Source organism: Pseudomonas sp. 43A, assembly GCF_013363935.1.
Taxonomy (GTDB): domain Bacteria; phylum Pseudomonadota; class Gammaproteobacteria; order Pseudomonadales; family Pseudomonadaceae; genus Aquipseudomonas; species Aquipseudomonas crudilactis.
Genome location: NZ_CP054880.1, coordinates 5447082 through 5470573 on the forward strand (window position 1 = coordinate 5447082; position 23492 = coordinate 5470573).

Sequence of the window (23492 nt, forward strand, 5' to 3'; positions counted from 1 at the left end):
GCTTACTCAGCCGCAGGTTCTGCTGGCTTGCGGCGCTTCAACGGGGCCATGCCGTCGCTGCTTACCAACGAGTCCGGCTTCGGACGGTTGGCGCTCTTGCGCTTGGTCGGCGTCTTGGCAGCGGTTTTCTTCTTGTCGCCCTTGGCGTCAGTCTTTTTCTTCTTCACGCCAACGGCTTTGCCCGAGGCCTTGACCTTTTTCGGCCCGCCGTAGGTGCCTTTGACTTCCTTGATGGTGCGGCGCTCGAAGCTTTGCTTCAGGTAGCGCTCAATGCTCGACATCAGGTTCCAGTCGCCGTGGCAGATCAGCGAGATCGCCAGACCGTCGTTACCGGCGCGGCCAGTACGGCCGATGCGGTGCACATATTCGTCGCCGCTGCGTGGCATGTCGAAGTTGATCACCAGATCCAGACCATCAACGTCCAGACCACGGGCCGCGACGTCAGTCGCAACCAGAATCTTCACGCCGCCCTGCTTCAGACGGTCGATCGCCAGTTTGCGATCCTTCTGGTCTTTCTCGCCGTGCAGCACGAACGCTTTGTATTCCTGAGCCACGAGGCGACCGTAGATGCGGTCGGCCATGGCGCGGGTGTTGGTGAAGACGATAGCCTTCTGATAGGTCTCGTTGGCCAGCAGCCAGTTCACAATCTGCTCTTTGTGCTGATTGTGGTCGGCGGTGATGATTTGCTGACGGGTGGTCGAGTTCAGTTGGCTGACCGCGTTGAGCTGCAAGTGCTCAGGGTTGTTCAGCACCTTGCCGATCATGTCGCGCAGGCCGGAACCACCGGTGGTGGCCGAGAACAGCATGGTCTGCTGACGGTTCGGGCATTCGTCGACCAGACGCTGCACGTCTTCGGCGAAACCCATGTCGAGCATGCGGTCGGCTTCGTCGAGTACCAGTACTTCAACTTCCTTCAAGTCGAGGTTTCCGGCGTTGAGTTGCTCGATCATCCGGCCCGGGGTGCCGATGAGGATGTCCGGCACTTTGCGCAGCATCGCCGCCTGGACCTTGAAGTCTTCACCACCGGTGATCAGGCCGGACTTGATGAAAGTGAACTGCGAAAAGCGTTCAACTTCCTTCAGCGTTTGCTGGGCCAGCTCACGGGTCGGCAGCAGGATCAGCGTCTTGATGCTGACGCGGACCTTGGCCGGGCCGATCAGGCGATTGAGGATTGGCAGAACGAAAGCGGCGGTTTTGCCGCTACCGGTTTGCGCCGTCACCCGCAGATCACGCCCTTGGAGCGCCAGCGGAATTGCCGCGGCTTGCACAGGCGTTGGCTCGACAAATTTCAGCTCGGCCACAGCTTTAAGCAGGCGTTCGTGCAGGGCGAATTGGGAAAACACGGGTGCTACCTCGAAGATATGCAAAAAAACAGCTGCATAGGTTACCGGTTTCGAGCGCTCAGGCCGAGTTTCTTTATACAAACGGACGCAATCAGTGGCTTTTTTGTTGCTCGATTTGTCTCCAACGGTAATACACGGCGGCTTAAATGCTCTAATCACCCATCGCGTCTTACAGAAGAATCGTTGCTCATATGGATTTCAAACAGCTCTGGCTCAACGCCCAGGACCTCTGGGGCACCCTCGAACAGCATCCGCTTTTGCAGGCGGGCCTCGCCCTGACGCTGCTGCTGGTGATCGCGCTGGTGCTCGGACGAGTGGCGCGATACCTGATCCTGCACGCCAGCCGCATGCTCGGCCGCCAGCCGGCGCTGCACTGGATCAATGACTTTCGACACAACAAGGTGTTTCAGCGCCTGGCGCAGATGACGCCATCGCTGGTGATCCAGTTCGGCCTGCATCTGGTGCCGGAACTGAGTAAAACCGCGATGACCTTTCTCGGCAATGTGGCGTTGTCGTTCACCATTCTGTTCCTGCTGCTGTCGGTCAGCGCCCTGCTCAATGCCCTGCTCGACATCTATGCACGCACCGAGCACGCCCGCACACGCTCGATCAAAGGCTACGTGCAACTGGCGAAAATGGTCTTGTACGTGTTCGGCGCGATCATCATCGTTGCCACACTGATCGACCGCTCACCGCTGTTACTGCTGTCCGGTCTGGGTGCGATGTCGGCGGTGATTCTGTTGGTCTACAAGGACACGCTGCTGTCGTTCGTCGCCAGCGTGCAACTGACCAGCAACGACATGCTGCGCGTCGGCGACTGGATCGAAATGCCGCAGGTAGGCGCCGATGGCGACGTGGTCGACATCACCCTGCACACGGTCAAGGTGCAGAATTTTGATAAAACCATCGTCTCGATCCCGACCTGGCGCCTGATGTCCGAGTCGTTCAAGAACTGGCGCGGCATGCAGCAATCCGGCGGACGGCGGATCAAGCGCAGCCTGTTCATCGATGCCAGCGGTGTGCGTTTCATCCGTGATGACGAGGAAGAAAAGCTCACCCAGGTGCACCTGCTCACCGACTACATGAGCCGCAAGAAAGCCGAACTCAAGGCGTGGAACGAGGCACAGGGCAATGTCGCGGCGATGTCGGCCAACCGCCGGCGTATGACCAACATCGGCACCTTTCGCGCCTATGCGCTGGCGTATCTGAAGAGCCATCCGGAGATTCAGCCGAACATGACCTGCATGGTCCGGCAGATGCAGACCACGGCGCAGGGCATTCCACTGGAGATCTACTGCTTCACCCGCACCACCGCGTGGGCCGATTACGAGCGGATTCAGGGGGATATTTTTGATTATCTGCTGGCGGTGCTGCCGGAGTTCGGGCTGAGTCTGTATCAGCAGCCGAGTGGTGGGGATTTGCGTTCCGGGTTGCTGCCGGCGGTGCTCGGCGCGGCAAGCATTCCAGAGCCGCAGAAACACCTGATGTAACCCCACAATCTCCTCCGGTAACGTCTGCCGAACTGTTGCGAGTTACCGGGGGCAAGGAACTGTCTGTTCAAAAATGACCAAGAACCCATTTTTGAACAGCAGCCGTGTCATTTATGTCGCCATCGAAAACATATCGCGGATCATAGCTTTGATTATTTCCCCGCACTCGACCTCTCCAGACTTTCAACGGCAACCAGAACTGGGCCCCGCTCGGTAGAACCTCAGCACCGATATCGATGTACACCGTGTCAGCACTCGTCGGTAACCCAAAGTGGATCGCTCCAGGAACAGCTAGAACGGTATCTGCAAAATCCAGACAAGCACTCGCACAGAACGAATCCGTCACCAGCACAAGTCGGCCCCTGAAATTCTTGTGGTTTGAATCTTTCGAACGGTCATGCTCGAGCGAAGACGTATCGGGCTGTTGCAACCACTCTCTCTTCTCAACCAGCGCAACGTTCATCGATTCACGCAAGCCTGCAACAAACGTGTAGGCATCGCTGCTCTTTCCGTAATCGCGTTCCGTACTGGCCAGGGCATTGTTGAGCGTTGAAAGTGCAAGAGGCGAAACTCGCCACATTGCATACGAACGGGAGGATCGATCCAGACTTTTGACATATTTGTCACCCAACAAAGCCGAGAGAATCCTGATCCCGACCAGGCTGTTGCCACCACGATTACCGCGCGTATCAAGTACAACCAACTGGGCATCATCGATTCTTTCGAGAGCCTCAAGCATTTTTTCGAGGGACGCATTCTCATCCGCCGAAGGTGCGAAATTCGACGCATGCACCCAATACCGTCCACCGCCGAGGTTCTGGACAGTCTGAGGCGGTTGAGGCTGAAGCAGAAAATCCGCCAATTGCCCGCTATCCTCCAGCCACAGCAGATCAAAGTTTTGCTTTAGTCCGCTCGGCAGAACAACTTGACAGTTGCTCGCCGGTTTTCTGCCCAGCACAGGATAGTCCGCATCATCAACAGTCAAATGCTTGGCCAAGTGATTCCAGGTAGATTTCAGATCCAGTCTGCGATCGACATAGGGTGATATCTCATCGGCCAATATTTCATGGAGCTCTTTCCCGTCACATGAGAGGACGCTGGAACCGATTGGAGGCAAGGAGGCTGGCCAGCCCTTTGCAACATGACTGACAACGAAGTCCTCCCCTCTCTTGTCCAGGATAAAACCGGCCCACGAAGATCTGCCTTTTTCAGAATGATAAATACCTACATGGCCATCCTTGAAGCCTGAAATATAAAAACCCAGAACAGCTTGAGCATCCCTTCTTGAGCTGACAAGCAGGCTGAGTTTCTTTGCTTGCAAATACCCGTATTCAACCCAGCCAGCAAAATTTGTATTTTCTTTATCTATGGCACCCGGATGAGAGGTGACTATAAGTTGGTGAACGGCAGAAAGGTCTCTGATTGCCGACTCTGCAAATCTATTCGTGCTCGCCTCATCAGCAACTACAGAACCCATAACACCGCCCCCCATCAGGACAACCGCCAGAACTCTATTCCATACATCAATCATGCAAATGCACCTAACCGAAGCAATATGATCACATGGAAATCCTCTGGTCATTGCGAACAAGGACACCAACACTCGCAGCCAATCGAATCCTGGCAGCTCTCCATCGAGCCAGCGACTGTACATACTGTTGGTTTGCGTTGGCGAGCGCTGTTTGAGCGTTCAACAACTCGATAATTGAGCCTACTCCCGCTCTGTACCGCCCTTTGGCTACTCCAGAAGATTCCTCGGCCGAACGCACCAGACTTTTCGCGATGTTGATGCTCTCGTTTTCTGTCTTGAGTTCCGAATAGTTGACCCATATAGAATTGGTAACATTCAGCTCAGCCTGTCTCAACAGTGCCTCCTGAAGCTGTATGTTTTCATACGCCTCGGAGATTCTGGAGTTATTACGGAAGCCTTCAAACAAAGGAAATGACAATTTCAGTCCGACTTCCATTGAGTTAAAGTCCTTGGCGTTCTCCTGGATATAGCGCTTCTCGGAATAGGAACTTACAAAAGACAGACTGGGTTTCCCCTCGGAGATGACGGTTTGCAGGTGAAACTTGCTTGCCTCCAATTGAGCTCTGGCAGAGCGAACGGATGGGTGCAGAGCAGTCGCCTCGCGAATCAGCAACTCCAGTGACTTATTCAAGTCATCAGAAAAAACAGACTCATCGAGGGTGTCAATTGTTATCTCAGCCCCCGGATCCACCCCTAGTGTATAAGCTAATTGCGCCACGGCCTTTTGGTAGTTCCCTTGTGCTCTCACGCGATCCAGGATGGCTTCAGAATGAGCTGTTTGAGCCTGCAGCAAATCTGCACGCGCGCCTACACCCGCAACATATTTAGCCTGAGCAGCCAGAAAACTTTCTTTTGCCGCTGATTCGTTGTTCAGGCTCGAGTCGATTACACCTTTGGCCGCCGCAACGGAAAAATAGTCTCTGGAAACATCTGACACCAGAGACAACGAATCTGCATCCTGAGCCAAAACTGCCGACAGTAATAAACTTCTATTCTCCTCAACACTACCGTGCCTTCCACCAAAATCCAGAAGAAGCCATGAGATATTCAACGAAGAGTCCCATGAGGATTTTTCATTTGAAGCAACCACATCCTTGAGTCCTTCACTGTTCAAATACAGTGTCGGCAAATAGGCAGACTTGGCCGCAGCCAGCTTATGCTTCTGGATTTGTACGTTTGCCCTCGCCTGTGACAACTTTGGATTCGCACAAAGCGCGAGCTCCAGTGCTTCGTCAATACTTAAGGATTCATCCCACTTACATCCAAAAGAAAAGTTTTCTTTTTTCTTTTCAGAGATACCGCTTCGCTTTGTTGAACCATCCAGATAGCCCACCTCTCCAGATCTTGAGAAATCGGAAACCTGTTCCGCACGACAAAACAAAGGCAGCAGAACAAGTACTGCCAATAATGGCGACAAATACTTGTACATATCAAGACCGCCTCATCTGAATCACACGATCAGCCGCTGCAATGGTATCAGGCCGATGAGCAACGATAATTCGCGTCATTTTCAAATTAGCCACAGCATTGTTTACTTCTTTTTCCTTCTCCAGATCGAGATGGCTCGTCGCTTCATCGAGCAAAAGAATCTTCGGACGCTTGTACAAGGCACGGGCCAAAAGGATCCTTTGCTTCTGACCACCGGACAGAACACTTCCCATATCACCAATAGACGTGTTGTATCCCATCGACATAGATTTGATGTCATCATCGATTGCCGCCATCCTCGCGCACGTCTCAATCCATTCTTGATCAGGTTGATGGTCGAAAAAACAAATATTATCGGCAATGGAGCCAGAGAATAGATCATCATCCTGAAGTACAGTACCGATCAATCCCCGCAGACGCTCGATTCCAACTTTGTTAATATCTACACCGCCAACCAGAACTTCTCCAGAAGTCGCCTTGAAAATACCAAGCAACAGATGCAGCAATGTTGTTTTACCACAACCAGATGGCCCGGTGATGGCTACAAATTCGCCCGGGCTGACCTTGAAACTGATATCGAACAGTACTTCCCTTTCATGGTCCCCATACTTGTAACTCAGTCCGGACACCTCAATACTGGGTTCAATAGTTTCACTATAGCCCCCGGCTTCTTCCATCATGTGCTCGGGTTTCGTCAGCACTATATCAGCAAGACGCTCCCCTTGAACCTGTAGCATCTTCACTTCGAAGCCTTTATTGATCAACGCAGTGAGCCGCAAGTTGAAAACTGACTTATAGGCAATGAACGCCATCAGGAAGCCGATAGAAAACTTTCCATCTATTACCATGCTGACACCGTAGTAAATGATCAATATGTTTTCTATACCGGTAATTACGCCTATCGCACCATGATATAAAATGTGAATCTGCTGGGTCTTCAAGTCCAGATTCACCTGACTGACAAGCATAGATAGCCAAGACGCCCTTCTGTCTTCCTGACGTTGAAATAACTTTATGGCACGTATACCCCTAGCCGTTTCCAGAAAGTGAGTTTCTTGCCGGGCAGAATGTATTATCTGCTGTTCTGTCGCCTTCTTCAAAGGCACAAACCATAAAAAGCGTATGGCCAGGTATAGTGCAAGCGCAGCAACGGAGATCGACGCGAGGAATACACTGTAGTAGAACATCATACAGACAATGGCTACCGACATTACACCATCAAGCAGAGCCTCCAACAGCGAGGTAGTCAGCGTCCTCTGAACTTGGTCAATGGAAGAGAACCTCGACGTTATATCACCCAGACTTCGCTTCTCAAAATATTCGATTGGCAAACTTATGAGATGCTTAAATACATTGGCCTTAAGCTGTATATTCAGGTGCGTACCAAAATACAAAAGCATTCTAGCTCTTATAAGCTTCATAAACTCCTGGGCCAACATCAGCCCCCCAAAACCAAGCGCCAGCATGACGAGTAGATCGACATCAAACGCCGGCAGGACATTGTCCAGAGTGAGCTGTAAAAACAACGGCGACATGAGTGACATAAGCTCTAAGGCTGACGCGACCGCCAGCACTTTTGCCGCCGATCGATAGGCGCCACGAACATTGCCGATGACCGAGCTTATGCCGACACGCGGCGGCTTTTCCTTTAGTTCAAAGCCTGGATTTGGCCACAGTTCAAGGGCTATGCCAGTGAAGAACTTTGAGACTTCTTCGTAGGTAACTGTACGCTTTCCGAGCGCAGGATCATGTATGACAAAACCCGTTTTTTTTATTTCAACCAAAACCACGAAATGGTCAAAATTCCAATGAAGAACACAAGGCAATTTGAGACTATTCAAACCGGCCATTTCCAGCTTTACAGGCCGGCTATTCAAATTCATCGCATTTGAAATCTTTACGAGCCCACGCAAAGTCAACCCTTGCTGGGAAACCGAAAACCGCTGACGGATTTCTCTTAGATCGGTGTGACATCCAAAATGGCTCGCTATCATCGCGACGCACACCAACCCGCACTCTGAACGCTCGGACTGATGAATGACAGGCGTACTGTTTCCGGAATGAAAATTTATTTTTCCAAGCAACTCTTTCATTGTCACTTCCAGTTATATCTTGCCTGTTATCGAATAGATTGGTTCTACAATCCACTCATATAACTTTCGCTTCTCGAGCATCACATCTGCGTCCAGCAGCATTCCTGCTCGCAAAGGAATGACATCGCCGTATGCTCTTACATATTGACGTTCAAGCTCAACCGTCACTCTATACATTGGTTCTTTACTGGACTCAGGATTCGCTATTGGCGGTATTTCTACAGGAAGAAGTGGAGCCTCGGATATTTCCAGAACTGTTCCTTTGGCCTGACCAAACTTCTGATAAGGAAAGGACTGGTATCTAACGCCTACTACTGCACCTTTACGGATAAAGCCTACTGCACGACTAGGAACATATAAATGAGCCTGAAACCTTGAATCACCGGGAACAATGGCAGCCAATGCCTCATCAACCTTTGCCGTCTGGCCAACGTTTCCTCTTATCGCTGTAACGATACCGTCGCTTGGGGCAGAGATGACCGTTTCATATTTAGCTTCATTTTCGACCATTTCCTGATCGACAACCTGTAAGCTTCGGGTAAGTTCTTCCCTGATATTCGATTGCGTAAGCGGTGTGCTTGAGATGTTTTGAACGACTGTCGCATATTTGTAATCAACATCTGCACGACTGCGCTCCAGGTCCTTCAGGCGTATTTTTTGTTCAAGCAACTCTTCTTGTTTCTGATCAAGTTGCTCTGGAGCAATGTAGCCTTGCTCCATCAAACCTTTGTAACGTTTTACCGAGCCTTCCGACAACGCCATCTTCTTGACAGCAAGCGATATCTGCTGATCAAGATTATCTCTTTCACGCGTCAACGTAGAGGCATTGTTACGTAATGCCTCCATCTCAAGTGCGTGAATATGCTCTGTTGTCTTGATTGCAGACGCCAAGCTACTTCGCTTGTCCTGAAGAGCCGCATTTATGGTTTCTTGTATGGCCTGCTTTTTTTGGCTTTTTCGATCACTGGACAAAACAAATAATGTGTCACCGGCTTTGACTTTCTGTCCTTCGCTGACAGATCGGCTCTTGATCAATCCGCTTTGGATTGCATAGACCTGGGTAACCCCGCTCTCCGGAATCAACTCCCCATGCGCTGTCACTCGTTTTGTGTAATACCCACCGAACAGAAACGCAGCTGTTACCAATGTACACACAACGGCAAAAACAGATATCAGCGTATGATTGATCGGACTGGCGAGGATAATTTCGCCGTAAACTTCATTTTTGCTCGCCTTGGCAATCAGAGCCTCTTTCCTGAACATAATATTACTCGTGGCGACTTACGCACTGGCGCGATACAGAACATCATGAAACATCAATGAGCTTACGATTTTTCTCATTGACGCAGGCGGAACTCGGAGTTTCACCGACAGTTCATCGATCGATAGACCACTCTGCTGCGAAAGCAGCTTTACTACTTTCCACTCAAGGCTATCGGCCGGTATTTTTATTCCGTTGACAACACAAGTTTCATCAATAACAGCTGCATAATGACTACTCAAACTCAACTTCTCACTACCGCACAGACCATCACCACGCCCGAACACATTCGCCGCTACATCAAACTTCGTGCTGGTCCGGCCTGAGGAAACGATTGTCTGTTTGAACAGACTGAAATTTTCCTCGCTCATGACTTCCTGCCTGACCCTTTCAAAGGCCGACTCGATATCATGTAAATCGGTTTCCGAAAAGCCAATTCTTTTACGGCATTCAAGATGTTTTTCAAGGAACTTGTTACACACCCATTCAACATAGGTACTTATATGTGTCGTATGCACCCCCACCGCAACATGGAACGTTGGCTCGCCCACGGCTATCGCACTGTGCCACCATCCGCGCGGCACATATAAAAGATCACCAGCCTCCAGCACCGTATCCAGGACGGGAGTTTCCGAACACTCACTCTTGAATTCCTTACTGGTCTGCCCCGGCATTGGGAGTTCGAAGGTGGGCGGGTATATCCTCCACCTTTTCCTTCCCACCAACTGAATGGCAAAAACATCATGACAATCCCAGTGGTTTCCGAAGGCAGCCTGCGGATTGAATGCCAGATAGCCGTTTCCCAGTGTCTCTTGACTCACCACACCGGCAATTTCCTTACAGAGGCTGTCAATATATAGAGAGCTTTTCTGCACCCTGTTTAGAATCAGCGTTGCCCCTTCCTGCATTAGTTTGTAGAACTTTGGCTTGATGATCGTCTTTCGCGGCTTTCCTACTTCGTTATAGGTAAAGACATACTCACTTTCCGGGATGAATGTTCCATTATGGAGATTGACACTGGGGGCTTCAGGTTCGATCGTACCCAGAATATTATCTATATCGGCGAGCGTGAAGGCATCGGTTTTGACCGCTCCGCGACGAAGGTAAAAGTTTTTTTCCTGAATTGTATTCAAGAAATACTCATTCGACACTCCAAGATCAATAAGCATTCAAATCTCTCAACTGCAACAGGATGACAATTATTGGTTAGCTGGCATTTACGACTGGAATCAGGTTCGGTATTTTTGGTAAACCGACAGCTGGACAACTTAGAGTTTTCTTGTCGTCAGAGTACCCCCTCATCCACAAGTTCATCCGCTCCGAATCAAGCTTGACGGTTCCGTTCTCGTTTATTTTGCCGACGGAATTCCTGTCATCTGAAAGCATCACGGTACACTTCTGTATCGTTCCATCCGCTCGTATCGCAAGGGAGTTAGGGCGCGATGCATAGCAAACGTAAAGGCCGTTATCGGATTTGCTGACCGTTTTCTCGTTCAACAACTCATTCAACTCTGCAAGCGTTGCGAGTCTTTCGTTTTTTGAAAGCAAAACGCCTGACGTGTCGTTCGGCCCGCCCAGGTTTTCAATTGTCTTCAGGAACACCTTGAATCTTCGATCAGACAAGAACGTTTTCTTTATTTCTTCAGCCAGTCGCTTTACGGACGAGACGTTTTCCTTGGTGAGATGAACCCGCAGGGTGACGTTGAAATCCAGGTTTGACCCCTTCAAAGCCAGGAGATTTGACCATATTCTGTTAAACGTGCCAGCGCCTGAAGCAAGTTTTCTGGTTTTGTCATGACCGCTCTCAAACCCGTCCAGCGAGATTTGATAGTTTCGCTGATTCAGGTCACAAAGCTTTTCTGCCAGATCAAGTGTCAGGAGATACCCATTGGTAGTCAGGGATCCACTGAAGTTAACACCGGCCTGATCGCAAGCTTTTTTTGCGAACTCGCTCAACTCAAGAACTAGATCTTTCGCTGCAAGTGGCTCGCCACCAAACCACTGGAGGTGAAGGTTATCCAGTTTCGGCAATCGCCTGGCGATGAGATTCCTTATGCCCTCCTGGGTTTTTTCATCCATTCGCCCTATCAGAAAATCTTCATAACAGTAGGTACACCTGAAGTTGCACTGCTCAGTGGGATAAAGAATGAGCTCGAGACTCTTCGGATTGAGTGTTGCCAGAATATTTTTATCTAGATCCATCTAACTTACTCATTCTATTTATGTGAGTGGAGTACCAGACTGGTACTCCACGTTCATCACATCAATCAACCATCCTGGTCATCACCACAACTCGAGTTGACAGGCGGCGAACCGCAACCGCCGTTCACGGGAGTGTCGCCACACTTGGCATTGACCGAGCCGCCGTTACAACCAATGTTGACTTCCCATCCGCCGGCTACAGCATCCAGTACTTCCAAGTCTTTAATTTCATACGATCCATACTCGTCAAACTCAACGAGCTCAGTACCACTGGCTTTATTTTCCACGGCTATTCCTTGCTGTCTTAATGTTGCGGGCACGCTTAAGCTTGGCTAAAACACGCCCATTTATTTCGTGAAAACAGTTCCACGAAAAACTTTTATATAGAGGTTGATTTCTGAACACAGGCAAACCGACTCATAGCATGTGCCTGGAGTCGGAATATGTGTGGTAGTTAGATATACTGAGAGGGAGTCATAGCCAATCCTTAGCTAATAGAGGTGTCGTTCAAGACGACTGGTCCGAGGCGCGGGATCATAATTGCGTTACAAGTCGAAGGCAATACCGCCCGATAGTAATTATTGCTAATTTTTTCAAGAACTAGTGATCGCTCACCTTCCACTCCTACAACGCCTAGCAAAGCCGACTGACCTTTAGCAAGCGTATTCGTTTAAAACCTCAAAAACTTACAATTTACTTTACACTTTTACTGACGAATCGATAGTTCCCCGATCCGTTCTTCGAACTTTGCAAGCTCACCGGGTTTCCCAAGACTGTAATGTCGCCCGAACCTTGTAGCGTCGACTGCAGTTGCTCCTTGACCGCGACAGTGACGTCACCCGATCCCTGAGAAAGGATCGAAACCCTGTCCGCCGGCATCTTCGTCGTGTTTAGATCACCCGAGCCATGAATCTGGATCATCAACGACTTAACCCTCCCATCGGCCGAAATGTTTCCAGAACCGTGGATGCTGAGAACGAGTTGCTCCTGACTCACGTTCATGACTTTTACATCGCCACTGCTCTCGACTTTGATTTCAGGGATTTTCCTGACACCGATCCTCACCAGCGGGCACGGAGCTGTCTTGCTTTCCCCTTGTGTATTGATAACCACAACCCCGCCTGTCAGATCCGTCGATGCAGAGGCGTTCCCGCACGAGAGCAATCGGGAATTGCCCCGCTTATGGCTGAGTATCAGGTTACCTTCTGCGTAGTCCGCTTTTATCGAGTCAATGAGCTCCTGACTTTCGCCCACGACCTCGAAAACAGCACTCTCGGATTGGAAAACTTCGACATCAACAATGGTTGCTACGGTTAACGACCTTACCGTCTGCAATAAACGGGCATCCATGATCCTGGAGGGGATCGCCATTGACCGGATTCGCGGGGTTTCTGGCGTTATTGCATTTCCGGCCGCCGATTGCCCCTCCTCAAACTCTGCCGAACTTGCCTTATTGCCTTGATGGATCACTCCTATATAGCCAAACCCCGTCAGGCTGCCCACGAGGGAAGCAGCCAAAATCACTTTGCAGTACGCAGATCTCACGCAGTCAATCCTTTAGTCCGGTTGTCCATGAATGCCCGCAAGGTTCGTAACCACCGGTTGTGGTGTTCCTTGGTCCATCAAAATCAAATCCTGCGCCAACGACGATGCCTACCTTGATTGAGGAACGTGCCTGTTCCCCAACCGGCTGATCCACACGGCTGCCAGTATCACGCTGCCGCCGAGAAACAACCGCCCCAATTCCTCATGCTGATTCCAGATCAGCAAGTTCAGCAGCAAGCCCACCGGCACATGCAGGTTGTTCATCACCGCCAGCGTGCCGCCGTTGACCATGCACGCGCCCTTGTTCCACCAGTACATGCCCAGCGCGGTCGAGACCAGGCCGAGGAACAGCAACACGCCCCATTGCAGCGGCGCTTCCGGGAGGAAGTTGGCTTTGCCGAACATCAGGAATGCCGGTAGCACCACCGCCAGCGCGCCGAGGTAGAAGAAGCCGAAACGGCGGTAATGCGGCAGGTCGCTCGGGTGTTTCGCCACCAGATGCTTGTACATCACCTGCCCGGCGGCGTAGGTGAAGTTGGCCAGTTGCAGCAGCAGGAAGCCCATGAAGAAGTCCGGACTGACGCTGTCGAAACGAATCACCGCCGCCCCGCTCACCGCCACCAGCGCAGCGATCAGCGCCCACGGGTTGAAGCGTCGGTTCAGCGCATCTTCGATCAGTGTCACGTGCAGCGGTGTGAGGATGGTGAACAGCAACACCTCGGGCACCGTCAGCACACGGAAGCTCAGATAGAGGCAAACGTAAGTCACACCGAACTGCAACGCGCCGATCACCAGCATGCCGCGCATGAACGAAGGTTCCACCGAACGCCAGCGGGTCAGCGGGATAAACACGAGCCCCGCCAGCACGACGCGCACCAGCACCGCGAAATAACTGTCGACGTGACCGGCGAGGTATTCGCCGATCAGGCTGAAGGAAAACGCCTGAATCAGCGTGACAAAAAGTAGATAGCCCATGCTCGCCTCGAAATCGAATGGCGGCGACGATAGCGGTTTTTGCGCAAGACCGCGAACCCTCGAACAACGCCGATTCCTGTGGGAGCGAGCTTGCTCGCGAAGAGGCCGTGTCAGTAAACATCGTTGCTGAATGAAATATCGCTTTCGCGAGCAAGCTCGCTCCCACAGGGATCTGATGACATTCAACGAATCGCAGGCAAAAAAAAGCCCGATCTCGCTAATGCGTTCAATCGGGCTACAGCACTCAGGAGCAACAAGTGCAAAGGGAGGTTCGATGCGCGTAGAGCCTTGAAGGGGTTGCGCCAGGTCACTTAAACAATCGGCGATTATCTGGCGATTAACATATCAAGCGACCTGGGACAGCTTGGCGTTGGCCTGATTCAGACCTTTCTCCTGGAAGTCGCCACCGAGATTCATGCCCTCGGCGTGAATGAACGTCACGTCGTTGATGCCGATGAAGCCCATGACCTGACGCAGGTACGGTTCCTGATGATCCGCCGGGCCGCCGGCGTAGATACCGCCGCGAGCGGTGAGTACGTAGGCACGCTTGCCGCTGAGCAGACCTTGCGGGCCGGTTTCGGTGTATTTGAAGGTCACACCGGCACGCAGCACGTGGTCGAGCCAGGCCTTGAGGGTGCTCGGGATGGCGAAGTTGTACATCGGCGCCGCCATCACCAGTACGTCGACGGCGAGCAACTCATCGGTCAATTCGTTGGAACGATCAAGCGACGATTGCTCGTTGGCGTTGCGCTGCTCGGCGGGTTTCATCCAGCCACCCAGCAGGTTGCTGTCCAGGTGTGGTACCGGGTTCGCGGCGAGGTCACGTACGGTGATCTGATCGTTGGGATGCGCCGCTTTCCACTGACTGATGAAGGTCTGGGTCAGTTGACGGGATACCGAGTCTTGCTGGCGGGCGCTGCTTTCGATGATCAGAACGCGGGACATGGTGTGTAGCCTCCATCCGAGAATGTTGTAAGTCGATGGAGTGAAGGTTAAACAGAGTTGAATCGATGAAAAAGCGCAAATAATTGCTGCAAAGTATCGAATAATTCGTTTACATGCTGAACCATGCTCTTGTAGGAGTGAGCCTGCTCGCGATAGCGGTGTGTCAGGCGATATTGATTTATCTGGGACACCGCTATCGCGAGCAGGCTCACTCCTACAGGAGGCGACTGTTATTTCGGGGTGCAGGTCAGTTTGATGCGCAGTTTGATGATCTCGCGGGTGAACTTGGCCGTGGCGTTTTTATGTTTGCCGGCTGCCACTTCGATGTTGCGGGTGCGCGGCGCCTCGGGGCCATTGGTGAAGACGGCCTTGCACACTGCGTCGACATCACCGTAGTTAGCCACCCGAATCGAGCCGATGTCGTTATCGGTGTCGAAGGTCTCGTAGTCGATCTTCATGCCGTTGAGGTCTTTCTGCACATCAATCGGGTACGCGAAAGCAGTCAACGGAAGCAGCGCCAGCAGCACACAACAGAATTTTTTCATTCGGCAGTCTCCATGAGGGACGGCCAGCTTAGGACAAGAGGAGCTATTGATGAAAGCGCCCCGCGTGACCCTTGATCAATGGCGAACATTGCAGGCCGTGGTCGACCACGGCGGATTCGCTCAGGCCGCCGAGGCCTTGCACCGTTCGCAATCGTCGGTGAGTTACACCGTCGCCCGCATGCAGGACCAGCTCGGCGTGCCGTTGCTGCGCATCGACGGGCGCAAAGCCGTGCTCACCGAAGCCGGCGGCGTGTTGCTGCGTCGTTCGCGGCAATTGGTGAAACAGGCCAGTCAACTGGAAGATCTTGCCCATCACATGGAGCAAGGCTGGGAAGCCGAAGTGCGGCTGGTGGTCGACGCCGCCTATCCAAGTGCGCGCATCGTCCGCGCGTTGACCGCGTTCATGCCACAGAGTCGCGGCTGCCGCGTGCGTCTGCGTGAGGAAGTATTGTCGGGTGTCGAAGAAGTGCTGCTTGAAGGCGTGGCTGATCTGGCCATCACCGGCCTGAGCATTCCCGGTTATCTCGGCGCGGAATTGAGTGACGTCGAGTTCGTCGCTGTCGCTCACCCCGATCACCCGCTGCATCGGCTCAATCGCGAACTGAGTTTTCAAGATCTGGAAACCCAGATGCAAGTGGTCATCCGCGACTCCGGCCGCCAGCAGCCACGGGATGTCGGCTGGCTCGGCGCCGAGCAGCGCTGGACCGTTGGCAGCCTCGCCACGGCGGCCACGTTCGTCAGCAGCGGCCTCGGTTTTGCCTGGCTGCCACGACATATGATCGAACGAGAACTGAAAGATGGTTCGCTCAAGCTGCTACCGTTGGACAGGGGCGGCAACCGCAACTCCAGCTTCTATCTGTATTCGAACAAGGACAAACCCTTGGGCCCGGCCACGCAAATCCTCATCGAACTGCTGCGCACCTTCGACACTTTGCCGCTGGACGCCCCGTTCGCCGCCCCTGAACAAGCCTGACACGGAGTTGACCGATGGCCTGGTTCGAGCACGAAGGTTGCAACCTGCACTACGAGGAATATGGCCACGGCACGCCGTTGCTGCTGGTTCACGGGCTCGGCTCGAGCACACTGGACTGGGAAATGCAGATCCCGGCGCTGGCCGAGCATTACCGGGTGATCGTCCCTGACGTACGCGGCCACGGGCGCTCGGACAAACCCCGTGAGCGCTACAGCATCGCCGGTTTCAGCGCCGACATGGTTGCGCTGATCGAGCACTTGAACCTCGGTCCGGTGCATTACGTCGGGCTGTCGATGGGCGGGATGATCGGCTTCCAGTTCGGCGTCGATCATCCGCAAATGCTCAAGAGCCTGACCATCGTCAACAGCGCGCCCGAAGTCAAACTGCGTAGCCGCGATGACTACTGGCAGTGGTTCAAGCGCTGGAGTCTGATGCGCGTGCTCAGCCTCGCCACCATCGGCAAAGCCCTGGGCGGCAAGCTTTTCCCTAAACCGGAACAAGCCGATCTGCGGCTGAAAATGGCCGAACGCTGGGCAAAAAACGACAAACGTGCTTATCTCGCCAGCTTCGATGCGATTGTGGGCTGGGGGGTTCAGGAACGACTTTCCCGGGTGACCTGTCCAACCCTCATCGTCAGCGCCGACCGTGACTACACACCTGTCGCGCTGAAAGAAACCTATGTAAAACTGCTGCCCAATGCGCGGCTGGTGGTGATCGACGATTCGCGCCACGCCACCCCGCTCGATCAACCAGAACGCTTCAATCAAACGCTGCTGGAGTTCCTCGCCGCAGCCGATATTCAATCTCAGGATCACTGACCCATGTTGAAAAAAATCGCCCTCGCCGCTGGTACTGTGCTGTTTGCCGCCAACCTGATGGCTGCCACGCCGGCCAAAGCACCGCACGTGCTGCTGGACACCACCAACGGCCAGATCGAAATCGAACTGGATCCGGTCAAGGCGCCGATCAGTACCAAGAATTTTCTGGATTACGTCAACAGCGGCTTCTACACCAACACCATTTTCCACCGTGTGATCCCGGGCTTCATGGCTCAGGGCGGCGGTTTCACCCAGCAGATGCAACAGAAAGACACCAAGGCACCGATCAAGAACGAAGCCAGCAACGGCCTGCACAACGTTCGCGGCACCTTGTCGATGGCACGCACCTCCAACCCGGATTCGGCCACCAGCCAGTTCTTCATCAACGTGGCTGACAACGCGTTCCTTGATCCGGGCCGTGACGCCGGTTACGCGGTGTTCGCCAAAGTGGTCAAGGGCATGGACGTGGTCGACATCATCGTCAACTCGCAAACCACCACCAAAAGCGGCATGCAAAACGTGCCTGTCGACCCTGTGATCATCAAGTCGGCCAAAGTCATCGACTAAGCTGCACAGGGCGTATCGAGCGGCGTGAATTCAACCTCACGCCGCTCACACCGATAAAAGGAGAGCCCGTACTCCGGGCGGTTATCTGATGCTCTATCGCCGTTTCGAACAACTGATCGACATATTCCGTGACGCCCCGACGGCGTCTCCGCCGGACCGCGTTCTCCCCTTCTACACCTATTACCTCAAGCAGGTCTGGCCGAGTTTTGCCGCCCTGCTCGTCGTTGGCCTGTTTGCCGCGCTGATCGAAGTGGCGCTGTTCAGTTATCTGAGCCGCATCATCGACCTGGCCCAAGGCACACCCAACCCGAATTTCTTCAGCGACCACGCCCTCGAACTGACGTGGATGCTGGTGGTTGCCCTCGTGCTGCGACCGATCTTCTTCGGCCTGCATGACTTGCTGGTGCACCAGACGTTGAGTCCCGGCATGACCAGCATGATCCGCTGGCAGAACCACAGCTACGTGCTCAAGCAGAGCCTGAATTTCTTCCAGAACGACTTCGCCGGACGCATCGCCCAGCGCATCATGCAGACCGGCAACTCTCTGCGTGACTCGGCAGTGCAAGCGGTGGATGCGCTTTGGCACGTGGTGATCTATGCGATCAGCTCGCTGGTGTTGTTCGCCGAGGCCGACTGGCGCCTGATGATCCCGCTGTTGACGTGGATCGTCGCCTACATCGGTGCGCTGTATTACTTCGTACCGCGGGTGAAAGACCGTTCCGTGGAAGCCTCCGACGCGCGCTCGAAGCTGATGGGGCGCATCGTCGACGGTTACACCAATATCGCCACGCTGAAGCTGTTCGCCCATACCAATTTCGAACAGCATTACGCCAAGGAAGCCATCGAGGAACAGACCGTCAAAGCACAAATGGCCGGCCGCGTCGTCACCAGCATGGACGTGGTAATCACCGCCATGAACGGCTTGTTGATCGTGGGCACCACAGCGCTGGCGCTTTGGTTGTGGACGCAGTCGTTGATTACCGTTGGTGCGATTGCCCTGGCCACCGGCCTGGTGATTCGCATCGTCAACATGTCCGGCTGGATCATGTGGGTGGTCACTGGCATTTTCGAAAACATCGGCATGGTCCAGGACGGTCTGCGCACCATTTCACAACCGGTCAGCGTCATCGATCACGAGCTGGCCAAACCGCTGGAAGTGGCTCGTGGCGAAGTGCGTTTCGAGCACGTGGATTTCCACTACGGCAAGAAGCGCGGGATCATCGGCGACCTCAACCTGAACATCAAACCGGGCGAAAAAATCGGCTTGATCGGGCCGTCCGGCGCAGGCAAATCGACGCTGGTCAACTTGCTGCTGCGCCTGTACGACGTCGAGGGCGGACGGATTATGATCGACGGCCAGAACATCGCCGAAGTCGGCCAGGAAAGCCTGCGTGCGCGCATCGGCATGATCACCCAGGACACCTCGCTACTGCACCGTTCGATCCGCGACAACTTGCTGTACGGCAAACCGGATGCGACCGACGCCGAGTTGTGGGATGCGGTACACAAGGCGCGCGCCGATGAGTTCATTCCGCTGCTGTCTGACGCTGAGGGCCGCACAGGCTTTGATGCGCATGTCGGTGAGCGCGGGGTCAAGCTCTCCGGCGGCCAGCGCCAGCGCATCGCTATTGCACGCGTGCTGCTCAAGGACGCGCCGATCCTGATCATGGACGAAGCCACCTCGGCACTGGATTCGGAAGTCGAAGCGGCGATTCAGGAAAGCCTGGAAACCCTGATGCAGGGCAAAACCGTGATCGCGATTGCGCACCGGCTCTCGACCATTGCGCGGATGGATCGGCTGGTGGTGCTGGAGAACGGCAAGATTGCCGAGAGCGGCACCCATGCTGAATTGCTTGCCCATCGCGGGTTGTATGCACGGTTGTGGGCGCATCAGACCGGGGGATTTGTCGGCATCGATTGATGCACTGGATTTCCCTGTGGGAGCGAGCTTGCTCGCGAAGGCGCCGTGTCAGTCGATAATTGCGTTGCTGATCCACCGCTTTCGCGAGCAAGCTCGCTCCCACAGTGGACATGCGACAACTCCAAAAACCGCCACAGCCCTTTAACCACGGGCGCTGGCGGTTTTTTTGTGGCTGCTGGAAATCCACCAAAACCCTGCTGTACTCAGCCAAGGTTCCGGAATGGAGCCTGTCGTAAGTCTGCAAGGACGCACAACTCGATGCAGTCTCGATAGCGAAGCTATCAAGGACGCTCTCATGTCTCTGTTCAAACGTTCAGTCACTGAGTTGTTGGGTACGTTCTGGTTGGTATTGGGTGGATGCGGCAGCGCGGTGATCGCCGCGTCTTCACCGCTGGGAATCGGCGTGCTGGGGGTGGCCCTGGCGTTTGGTCTGACGGTGCTGACCATGGCGTTTGCCATCGGCCACATCAGCGGCTGTCATCTCAACCCGGCCGTGTCGGTCGGTCTGTTCGTCGGCGGCCGGTTTCCGGCCAAAGAGCTACCCGCTTACATCATTGCCCAAGTACTCGGCGCGATTCTCGCGGCGGCGCTGATCGCCCACATCGCCAGCGGCAAGGAAGGTTTCGACATCGCCGCTGGCCTGGCGTCCAACGGTTATGGTGAGCATTCACCGGGCAAGTACTCAATGGTGGCGGGGTTTGTCACTGAGCTCGTGATGACCGCAATGTTTGTGATCATCATCCTCGGCGCCACCGATAAACGCGCACCGCCGGGACTGGCACCGATCGCCATCGGCCTGGGCCTGACGCTGATTCACCTGATCTCGATTCCAGTGACCAACACCTCGGTGAATCCAGCCCGCAGCACGGGGCCGGCGCTGATGGTCGGCGGCTGGGCGATTGCGCAGTTGTGGATGTTCTGGGTCGCGCCGTTGATGGGTGCGGTGGTCGGTGGCGGGATTTATCGATGGCTGGGCAAGGAAGACTAGACAAGGCATACACACATCAAATGTGGGAGCGAGCTTGCTCGCGAAGGCGGTGTGTCAGCTGATATCAATGTCACTGAAACTCCGCTTTCGCGAGCAAGCTCGCTCCCACAAGGAGATCTATGTCTGGCGATAGGGCAAGGCGGTTTTCGCTTCTTCGGCATACGCGAGGATGCCGGCGCGCTCCTGTTGCAGGAAATCTTTCACCGCCGCTTTCAGCCCCGGATGCCGCAGGTAATGCCACGAATGGGTGATCACCGGTTCGAATCCGCGAATCAACTTGTGTTCGCCCTGAGCCCCGGCATCGAAACGCTGATAGCCCTGGGCAATTGCATACTCCATCCCCTGATAAAAACAGGTCTCGAAGTGCAGCCGATCGAACTCCGCCAGACATCCCCAGTAACGCCCATAGAAACTGTCGCCACCGACCAGACTGAAGGCCATTGCCACCGGCCGTGAGCCCTGTTTGGCCAGTACCACGCGGATCGCTTCGGGCATGCGCTCGGCCAGCAGACTGAAAAATTCCCGCGTCAGGTATGGCGTCTGACGCCGCACCGCATAGGTATTGGCGTAACAGGCGTAGACAAAATCCCACTGCGCCTCGTCCAGCTCACGCCCTTCCAGCCATTCAAACTCAAAGCCCTGCCCCGCCACTTGCTCGCGCTCCTTGCGCATCTGTTTGCGCTTGCGCGAACTGAGCGCGTCGAGGAAATCCTGAAAGTCGCGATAACCGCGATTCTGCCAGTGATATTGACAGCCAATGCGTTGCAGCCAGCCCGGCTGTTCGGCCATCGCCGCGTCGGTGAAAGCGTCGGTGAAATTGATGTGGGCGCTGGAAAGCCCTTCGATTTCCAGATAGCCGGGCAGACTCTTGAGCAGCTCAAAACCGTCTTCGACATTGGCCGCGAGCAAGCGTGGGCCGCTGACCGGACTGAACGGCACAGCGGTCAACAGCTTGGGGTAGTAATCGATGCCGGCGCGGGCACAAGCGTCGGCCCAGCCATGATCGAACACGTACTCGCCGTAGGAATGCCACTTGCGGTAACTGGGTAACGCGGCGATCAGACGGTCATCTTCGATGTGCAGCAAATGCTCCGGCTGCCAGCCACTGTGGGGGCCAACGCTGCCACTGTCTTCCAGCGCACTGAGGAAGGCATGGCGCAAAAATGGCTGGCTTTCAGGCACCAGTGCATCCCAGCTTGCCGAGGCGATTTGCGACAGGTTTTGCAGGCGTTGCAACGGCATCAACAAGCTCTCCACAACAGGACTTCAGCGCCCGGCGAGTATCGCCGATTGCGCGACATTGCACACCCGCAATCGGCCGACAGCGCTCTAGATCAATAGTTCAGGGCGAATCGATATCGTCATCATCCTGCCATCACTGTGCCACTGCTCTGTCATAAACCATCGCGATACTGGCGCCTGTTTTTAGAGCGCCGGGTTCTACCCGGACACTGTTTTCCGACCGTATGCGTCGGTTGTGCCCGGGATGGTTCAGCCATCCCTCTCATCTTCGGAGATTGCTATGCGTCTTGCTTCCACGAAAACTGCGGCGGCCCTGTGCGGTGGCTTGTTGCTGGCCATGAGTGTTCCGGCCAGTGCTGCAGTCGACGCCAAACTGCTCGACATGCTCAAGGCTAACGGTTCCATTTCCCAGGCGCAGTACATCGAACTGCAAACTGAACTGGCCAAGGATCAGAAGGCTCAGCAAATCGCGCAGCAGGCGCAGCAAGAGACCAACGAACAAGTCGCCGCCGTTGCGAAGAAAACCAACGAACAAAGCGTCTTCGACCAGAAACTGGCCTGGGCGGCCAAGACCCAGTTCAAGGGCGATGTGCGTATCCGCCAGGAAACCATCAAGATCGACGGCGAGCCAAACAACGGCGGCCGCGACAAGGATCGTCAGCGCATCCGTGCCCGTCTGGGTGCCTACACCGAGATCAACCCGCAGGTCGACACCGGCATCCGTATCGCCACCGGCGGCGGCGACGATGCCCGTTCGACCAACCAGGACCAGGACAACTACTTCGACAAGAAGCAGATCTGGCTTGACCTCGGCTACATCGACTACCACCCCGATCAGATCAAGAACCTGCACATCATCGGCGGCAAGATGCTTCAGCCGTGGGTCAGCATGGGCGACGTGATCTGGGATAGCGACATCAACCCGGAAGGTCTGGCCGTTACTTACAAATACCCTCTGGGCGGCAGCGCCGAACTGTTCGGCAGCCTGGGTAACTACAACCTCAAGGACAACGTCGACGGCGATGGCGTGCAATTCCGTCACGACTTGCGTCTGACCGCCGGCCAGTTGGGTAGCCGCTTCAACATCACCGACAACCTGAAAGTCACCTTGGGCGGCAGTGTCTACGCCTACCAGAACGACGAAGACAGCCGTTGCACCGGTACTTCCACGCCGTGCGCGCTGGCGGTCAACGGCAACTCGGCCAACAACGAATTCCGTCTGTATGAAGGGTTCAGCCAGGTCGACATCGGCGGTCTGCCGATGCCCCTGTCGTTCTACGGTCAGTACGTGAAGAACAACGATGCCGTGACCGATCAGGACACTGCATGGCTGTTGGGTGCCAAGTCGAAAGTCTTCGGCCTGAACCTCGATTACAACTATCGTGACGTGCAGCGCAACGCCGTGGTCGGCGCCTTCACCGACTCCGACTTCGCCAACGGCACCACCGGTTCCCGTGGCCACAAGTTCAAGGTCGGTTACGACATCGACAAGAACTTCGCCATCGGCGCTACGTACTTCCTGACCAAGGCCGATTTCGCCAGCCGTACTCAGCGTGATGCTGACGCCAACACCCTGCAGCTGGACGCGGAAGCCAAGTTCTAAAACGCTTCACCCTATAGCCCGG

At 54.3% G+C, this 23492-nt stretch carries 20 protein-coding genes; 7 read left to right on the forward strand and 13 right to left on the reverse strand.

Annotation, left to right across the window (positions count from 1 at the left end):
* Positions 1-2: 2 nt before the first annotated feature.
* On the reverse strand, positions 3-1343 hold the full coding sequence (locus HUW52_RS23820; RefSeq protein ID WP_007914470.1) for a DEAD/DEAH box helicase: 1341 nt from the start codon (positions 1341-1343) through the stop codon (positions 3-5).
* A 191-nt stretch (positions 1344-1534) separates the two neighbouring features.
* On the opposite strand from HUW52_RS23820, the gene HUW52_RS23825 reads away from it, so the two are divergent.
* The gene (locus tag HUW52_RS23825; RefSeq protein WP_175555058.1) at positions 1535-2833 is read left to right on the forward strand and encodes a mechanosensitive ion channel family protein; all 1299 of its coding nucleotides are present in this window, start codon (positions 1535-1537) and stop codon (positions 2831-2833) included.
* Between the two features lie 67 nt (positions 2834-2900).
* On the opposite strand, the gene HUW52_RS23830 is transcribed toward HUW52_RS23825, so the two are convergent.
* The 11 genes from HUW52_RS23830 to HUW52_RS23880 form a co-directional block, all read right to left on the reverse strand.
* On the reverse strand, positions 2901-4364 hold the full coding sequence (locus tag HUW52_RS23830; RefSeq protein WP_175555059.1) for a S41 family peptidase: 1464 nt from the start codon (positions 4362-4364) through the stop codon (positions 2901-2903).
* A 28-nt stretch (positions 4365-4392) separates the two neighbouring features.
* Positions 4393-5793, reverse strand: coding sequence for a TolC family protein (locus HUW52_RS23835; protein WP_175555060.1), 1401 nt, complete (start codon positions 5791-5793; stop codon positions 4393-4395).
* Between the two features lies 1 nt (position 5794).
* Complete coding sequence (locus HUW52_RS23840) at positions 5795-7885, reverse strand: peptidase domain-containing ABC transporter (protein ID WP_175555061.1); 2091 nt, start codon at positions 7883-7885, stop codon at positions 5795-5797.
* A 12-nt stretch (positions 7886-7897) separates the two neighbouring features.
* Entirely contained in the window at positions 7898-9148 is a 1251-nt protein-coding gene (locus HUW52_RS23845) for an HlyD family secretion protein (protein WP_102354168.1), read from the reverse strand.
* A gap of 18 nt (positions 9149-9166) precedes the next feature.
* Complete coding sequence (locus HUW52_RS23850) at positions 9167-10315, reverse strand: JmjC domain-containing protein (protein ID WP_175555062.1); 1149 nt, start codon at positions 10313-10315, stop codon at positions 9167-9169.
* A gap of 37 nt (positions 10316-10352) precedes the next feature.
* Positions 10353-11348 (reverse strand): radical SAM protein, encoded by a 996-nt coding sequence (locus HUW52_RS23855; RefSeq protein WP_102354170.1) that lies wholly within the window; start codon positions 11346-11348, stop codon positions 10353-10355.
* A 65-nt stretch (positions 11349-11413) separates the two neighbouring features.
* The gene (locus tag HUW52_RS23860; RefSeq protein WP_175555063.1) at positions 11414-11635 is read right to left on the reverse strand and encodes a hypothetical protein; all 222 of its coding nucleotides are present in this window, start codon (positions 11633-11635) and stop codon (positions 11414-11416) included.
* A gap of 406 nt (positions 11636-12041) precedes the next feature.
* Positions 12042-12893 carry a GIN domain-containing protein gene (locus HUW52_RS23865; protein WP_175555064.1) on the reverse strand — a complete coding sequence of 284 codons (852 nt, stop codon included), beginning with the start codon at positions 12891-12893 and terminating at the stop codon, positions 12042-12044.
* 108 nt (positions 12894-13001) lie between these two features.
* Positions 13002-13868 (reverse strand): carboxylate/amino acid/amine transporter, encoded by an 867-nt coding sequence (locus tag HUW52_RS23870; protein ID WP_016985954.1) that lies wholly within the window; start codon positions 13866-13868, stop codon positions 13002-13004.
* A gap of 345 nt (positions 13869-14213) precedes the next feature.
* The gene (locus tag HUW52_RS23875) at positions 14214-14813 is read right to left on the reverse strand and encodes an FMN-dependent NADH-azoreductase (protein ID WP_016985955.1); all 600 of its coding nucleotides are present in this window, start codon (positions 14811-14813) and stop codon (positions 14214-14216) included.
* 230 nt (positions 14814-15043) lie between these two features.
* Positions 15044-15358 (reverse strand): hypothetical protein, encoded by a 315-nt coding sequence (locus HUW52_RS23880; RefSeq protein WP_016985956.1) that lies wholly within the window; start codon positions 15356-15358, stop codon positions 15044-15046.
* A gap of 49 nt (positions 15359-15407) precedes the next feature.
* On the opposite strand from HUW52_RS23880, the gene HUW52_RS23885 reads away from it, so the two are divergent.
* The 5 genes from HUW52_RS23885 to aqpZ all read left to right on the forward strand — a co-directional run bounded on the left by HUW52_RS23885 (position 15408) and on the right by aqpZ (position 20625).
* Entirely contained in the window at positions 15408-16331 is a 924-nt protein-coding gene (locus tag HUW52_RS23885; protein ID WP_007914443.1) for a LysR family transcriptional regulator, read from the forward strand.
* A gap of 14 nt (positions 16332-16345) precedes the next feature.
* A complete protein-coding gene (locus HUW52_RS23890; protein WP_016985957.1) occupies positions 16346-17149 on the forward strand; it encodes an alpha/beta fold hydrolase in 804 nt (267 codons plus the stop codon).
* 3 nt (positions 17150-17152) lie between these two features.
* Positions 17153-17716 (forward strand): peptidylprolyl isomerase A, encoded by a 564-nt coding sequence (locus HUW52_RS23895; protein WP_016985958.1) that lies wholly within the window; start codon positions 17153-17155, stop codon positions 17714-17716.
* 88 nt (positions 17717-17804) lie between these two features.
* Positions 17805-19637 (forward strand): ABC transporter ATP-binding protein, encoded by a 1833-nt coding sequence (locus HUW52_RS23900; RefSeq protein WP_175555065.1) that lies wholly within the window; start codon positions 17805-17807, stop codon positions 19635-19637.
* A 295-nt stretch (positions 19638-19932) separates the two neighbouring features.
* Positions 19933-20625, forward strand: coding sequence for an aquaporin Z (gene aqpZ, locus HUW52_RS23905; RefSeq protein ID WP_175555066.1), 693 nt, complete (start codon positions 19933-19935; stop codon positions 20623-20625).
* A 117-nt stretch (positions 20626-20742) separates the two neighbouring features.
* On the opposite strand, the gene HUW52_RS23910 is transcribed toward aqpZ, so the two are convergent.
* Entirely contained in the window at positions 20743-21867 is a 1125-nt protein-coding gene (locus tag HUW52_RS23910; RefSeq protein WP_175555067.1) for a GNAT family N-acetyltransferase, read from the reverse strand.
* Positions 21868-22147: 280 nt separating this feature from the next.
* Between HUW52_RS23910 and HUW52_RS23915 the strand changes: the two genes are divergently transcribed.
* Entirely contained in the window at positions 22148-23470 is a 1323-nt protein-coding gene (locus tag HUW52_RS23915; RefSeq protein ID WP_016985962.1) for a putative porin, read from the forward strand.
* Positions 23471-23492 lie beyond the last annotated feature (22 nt).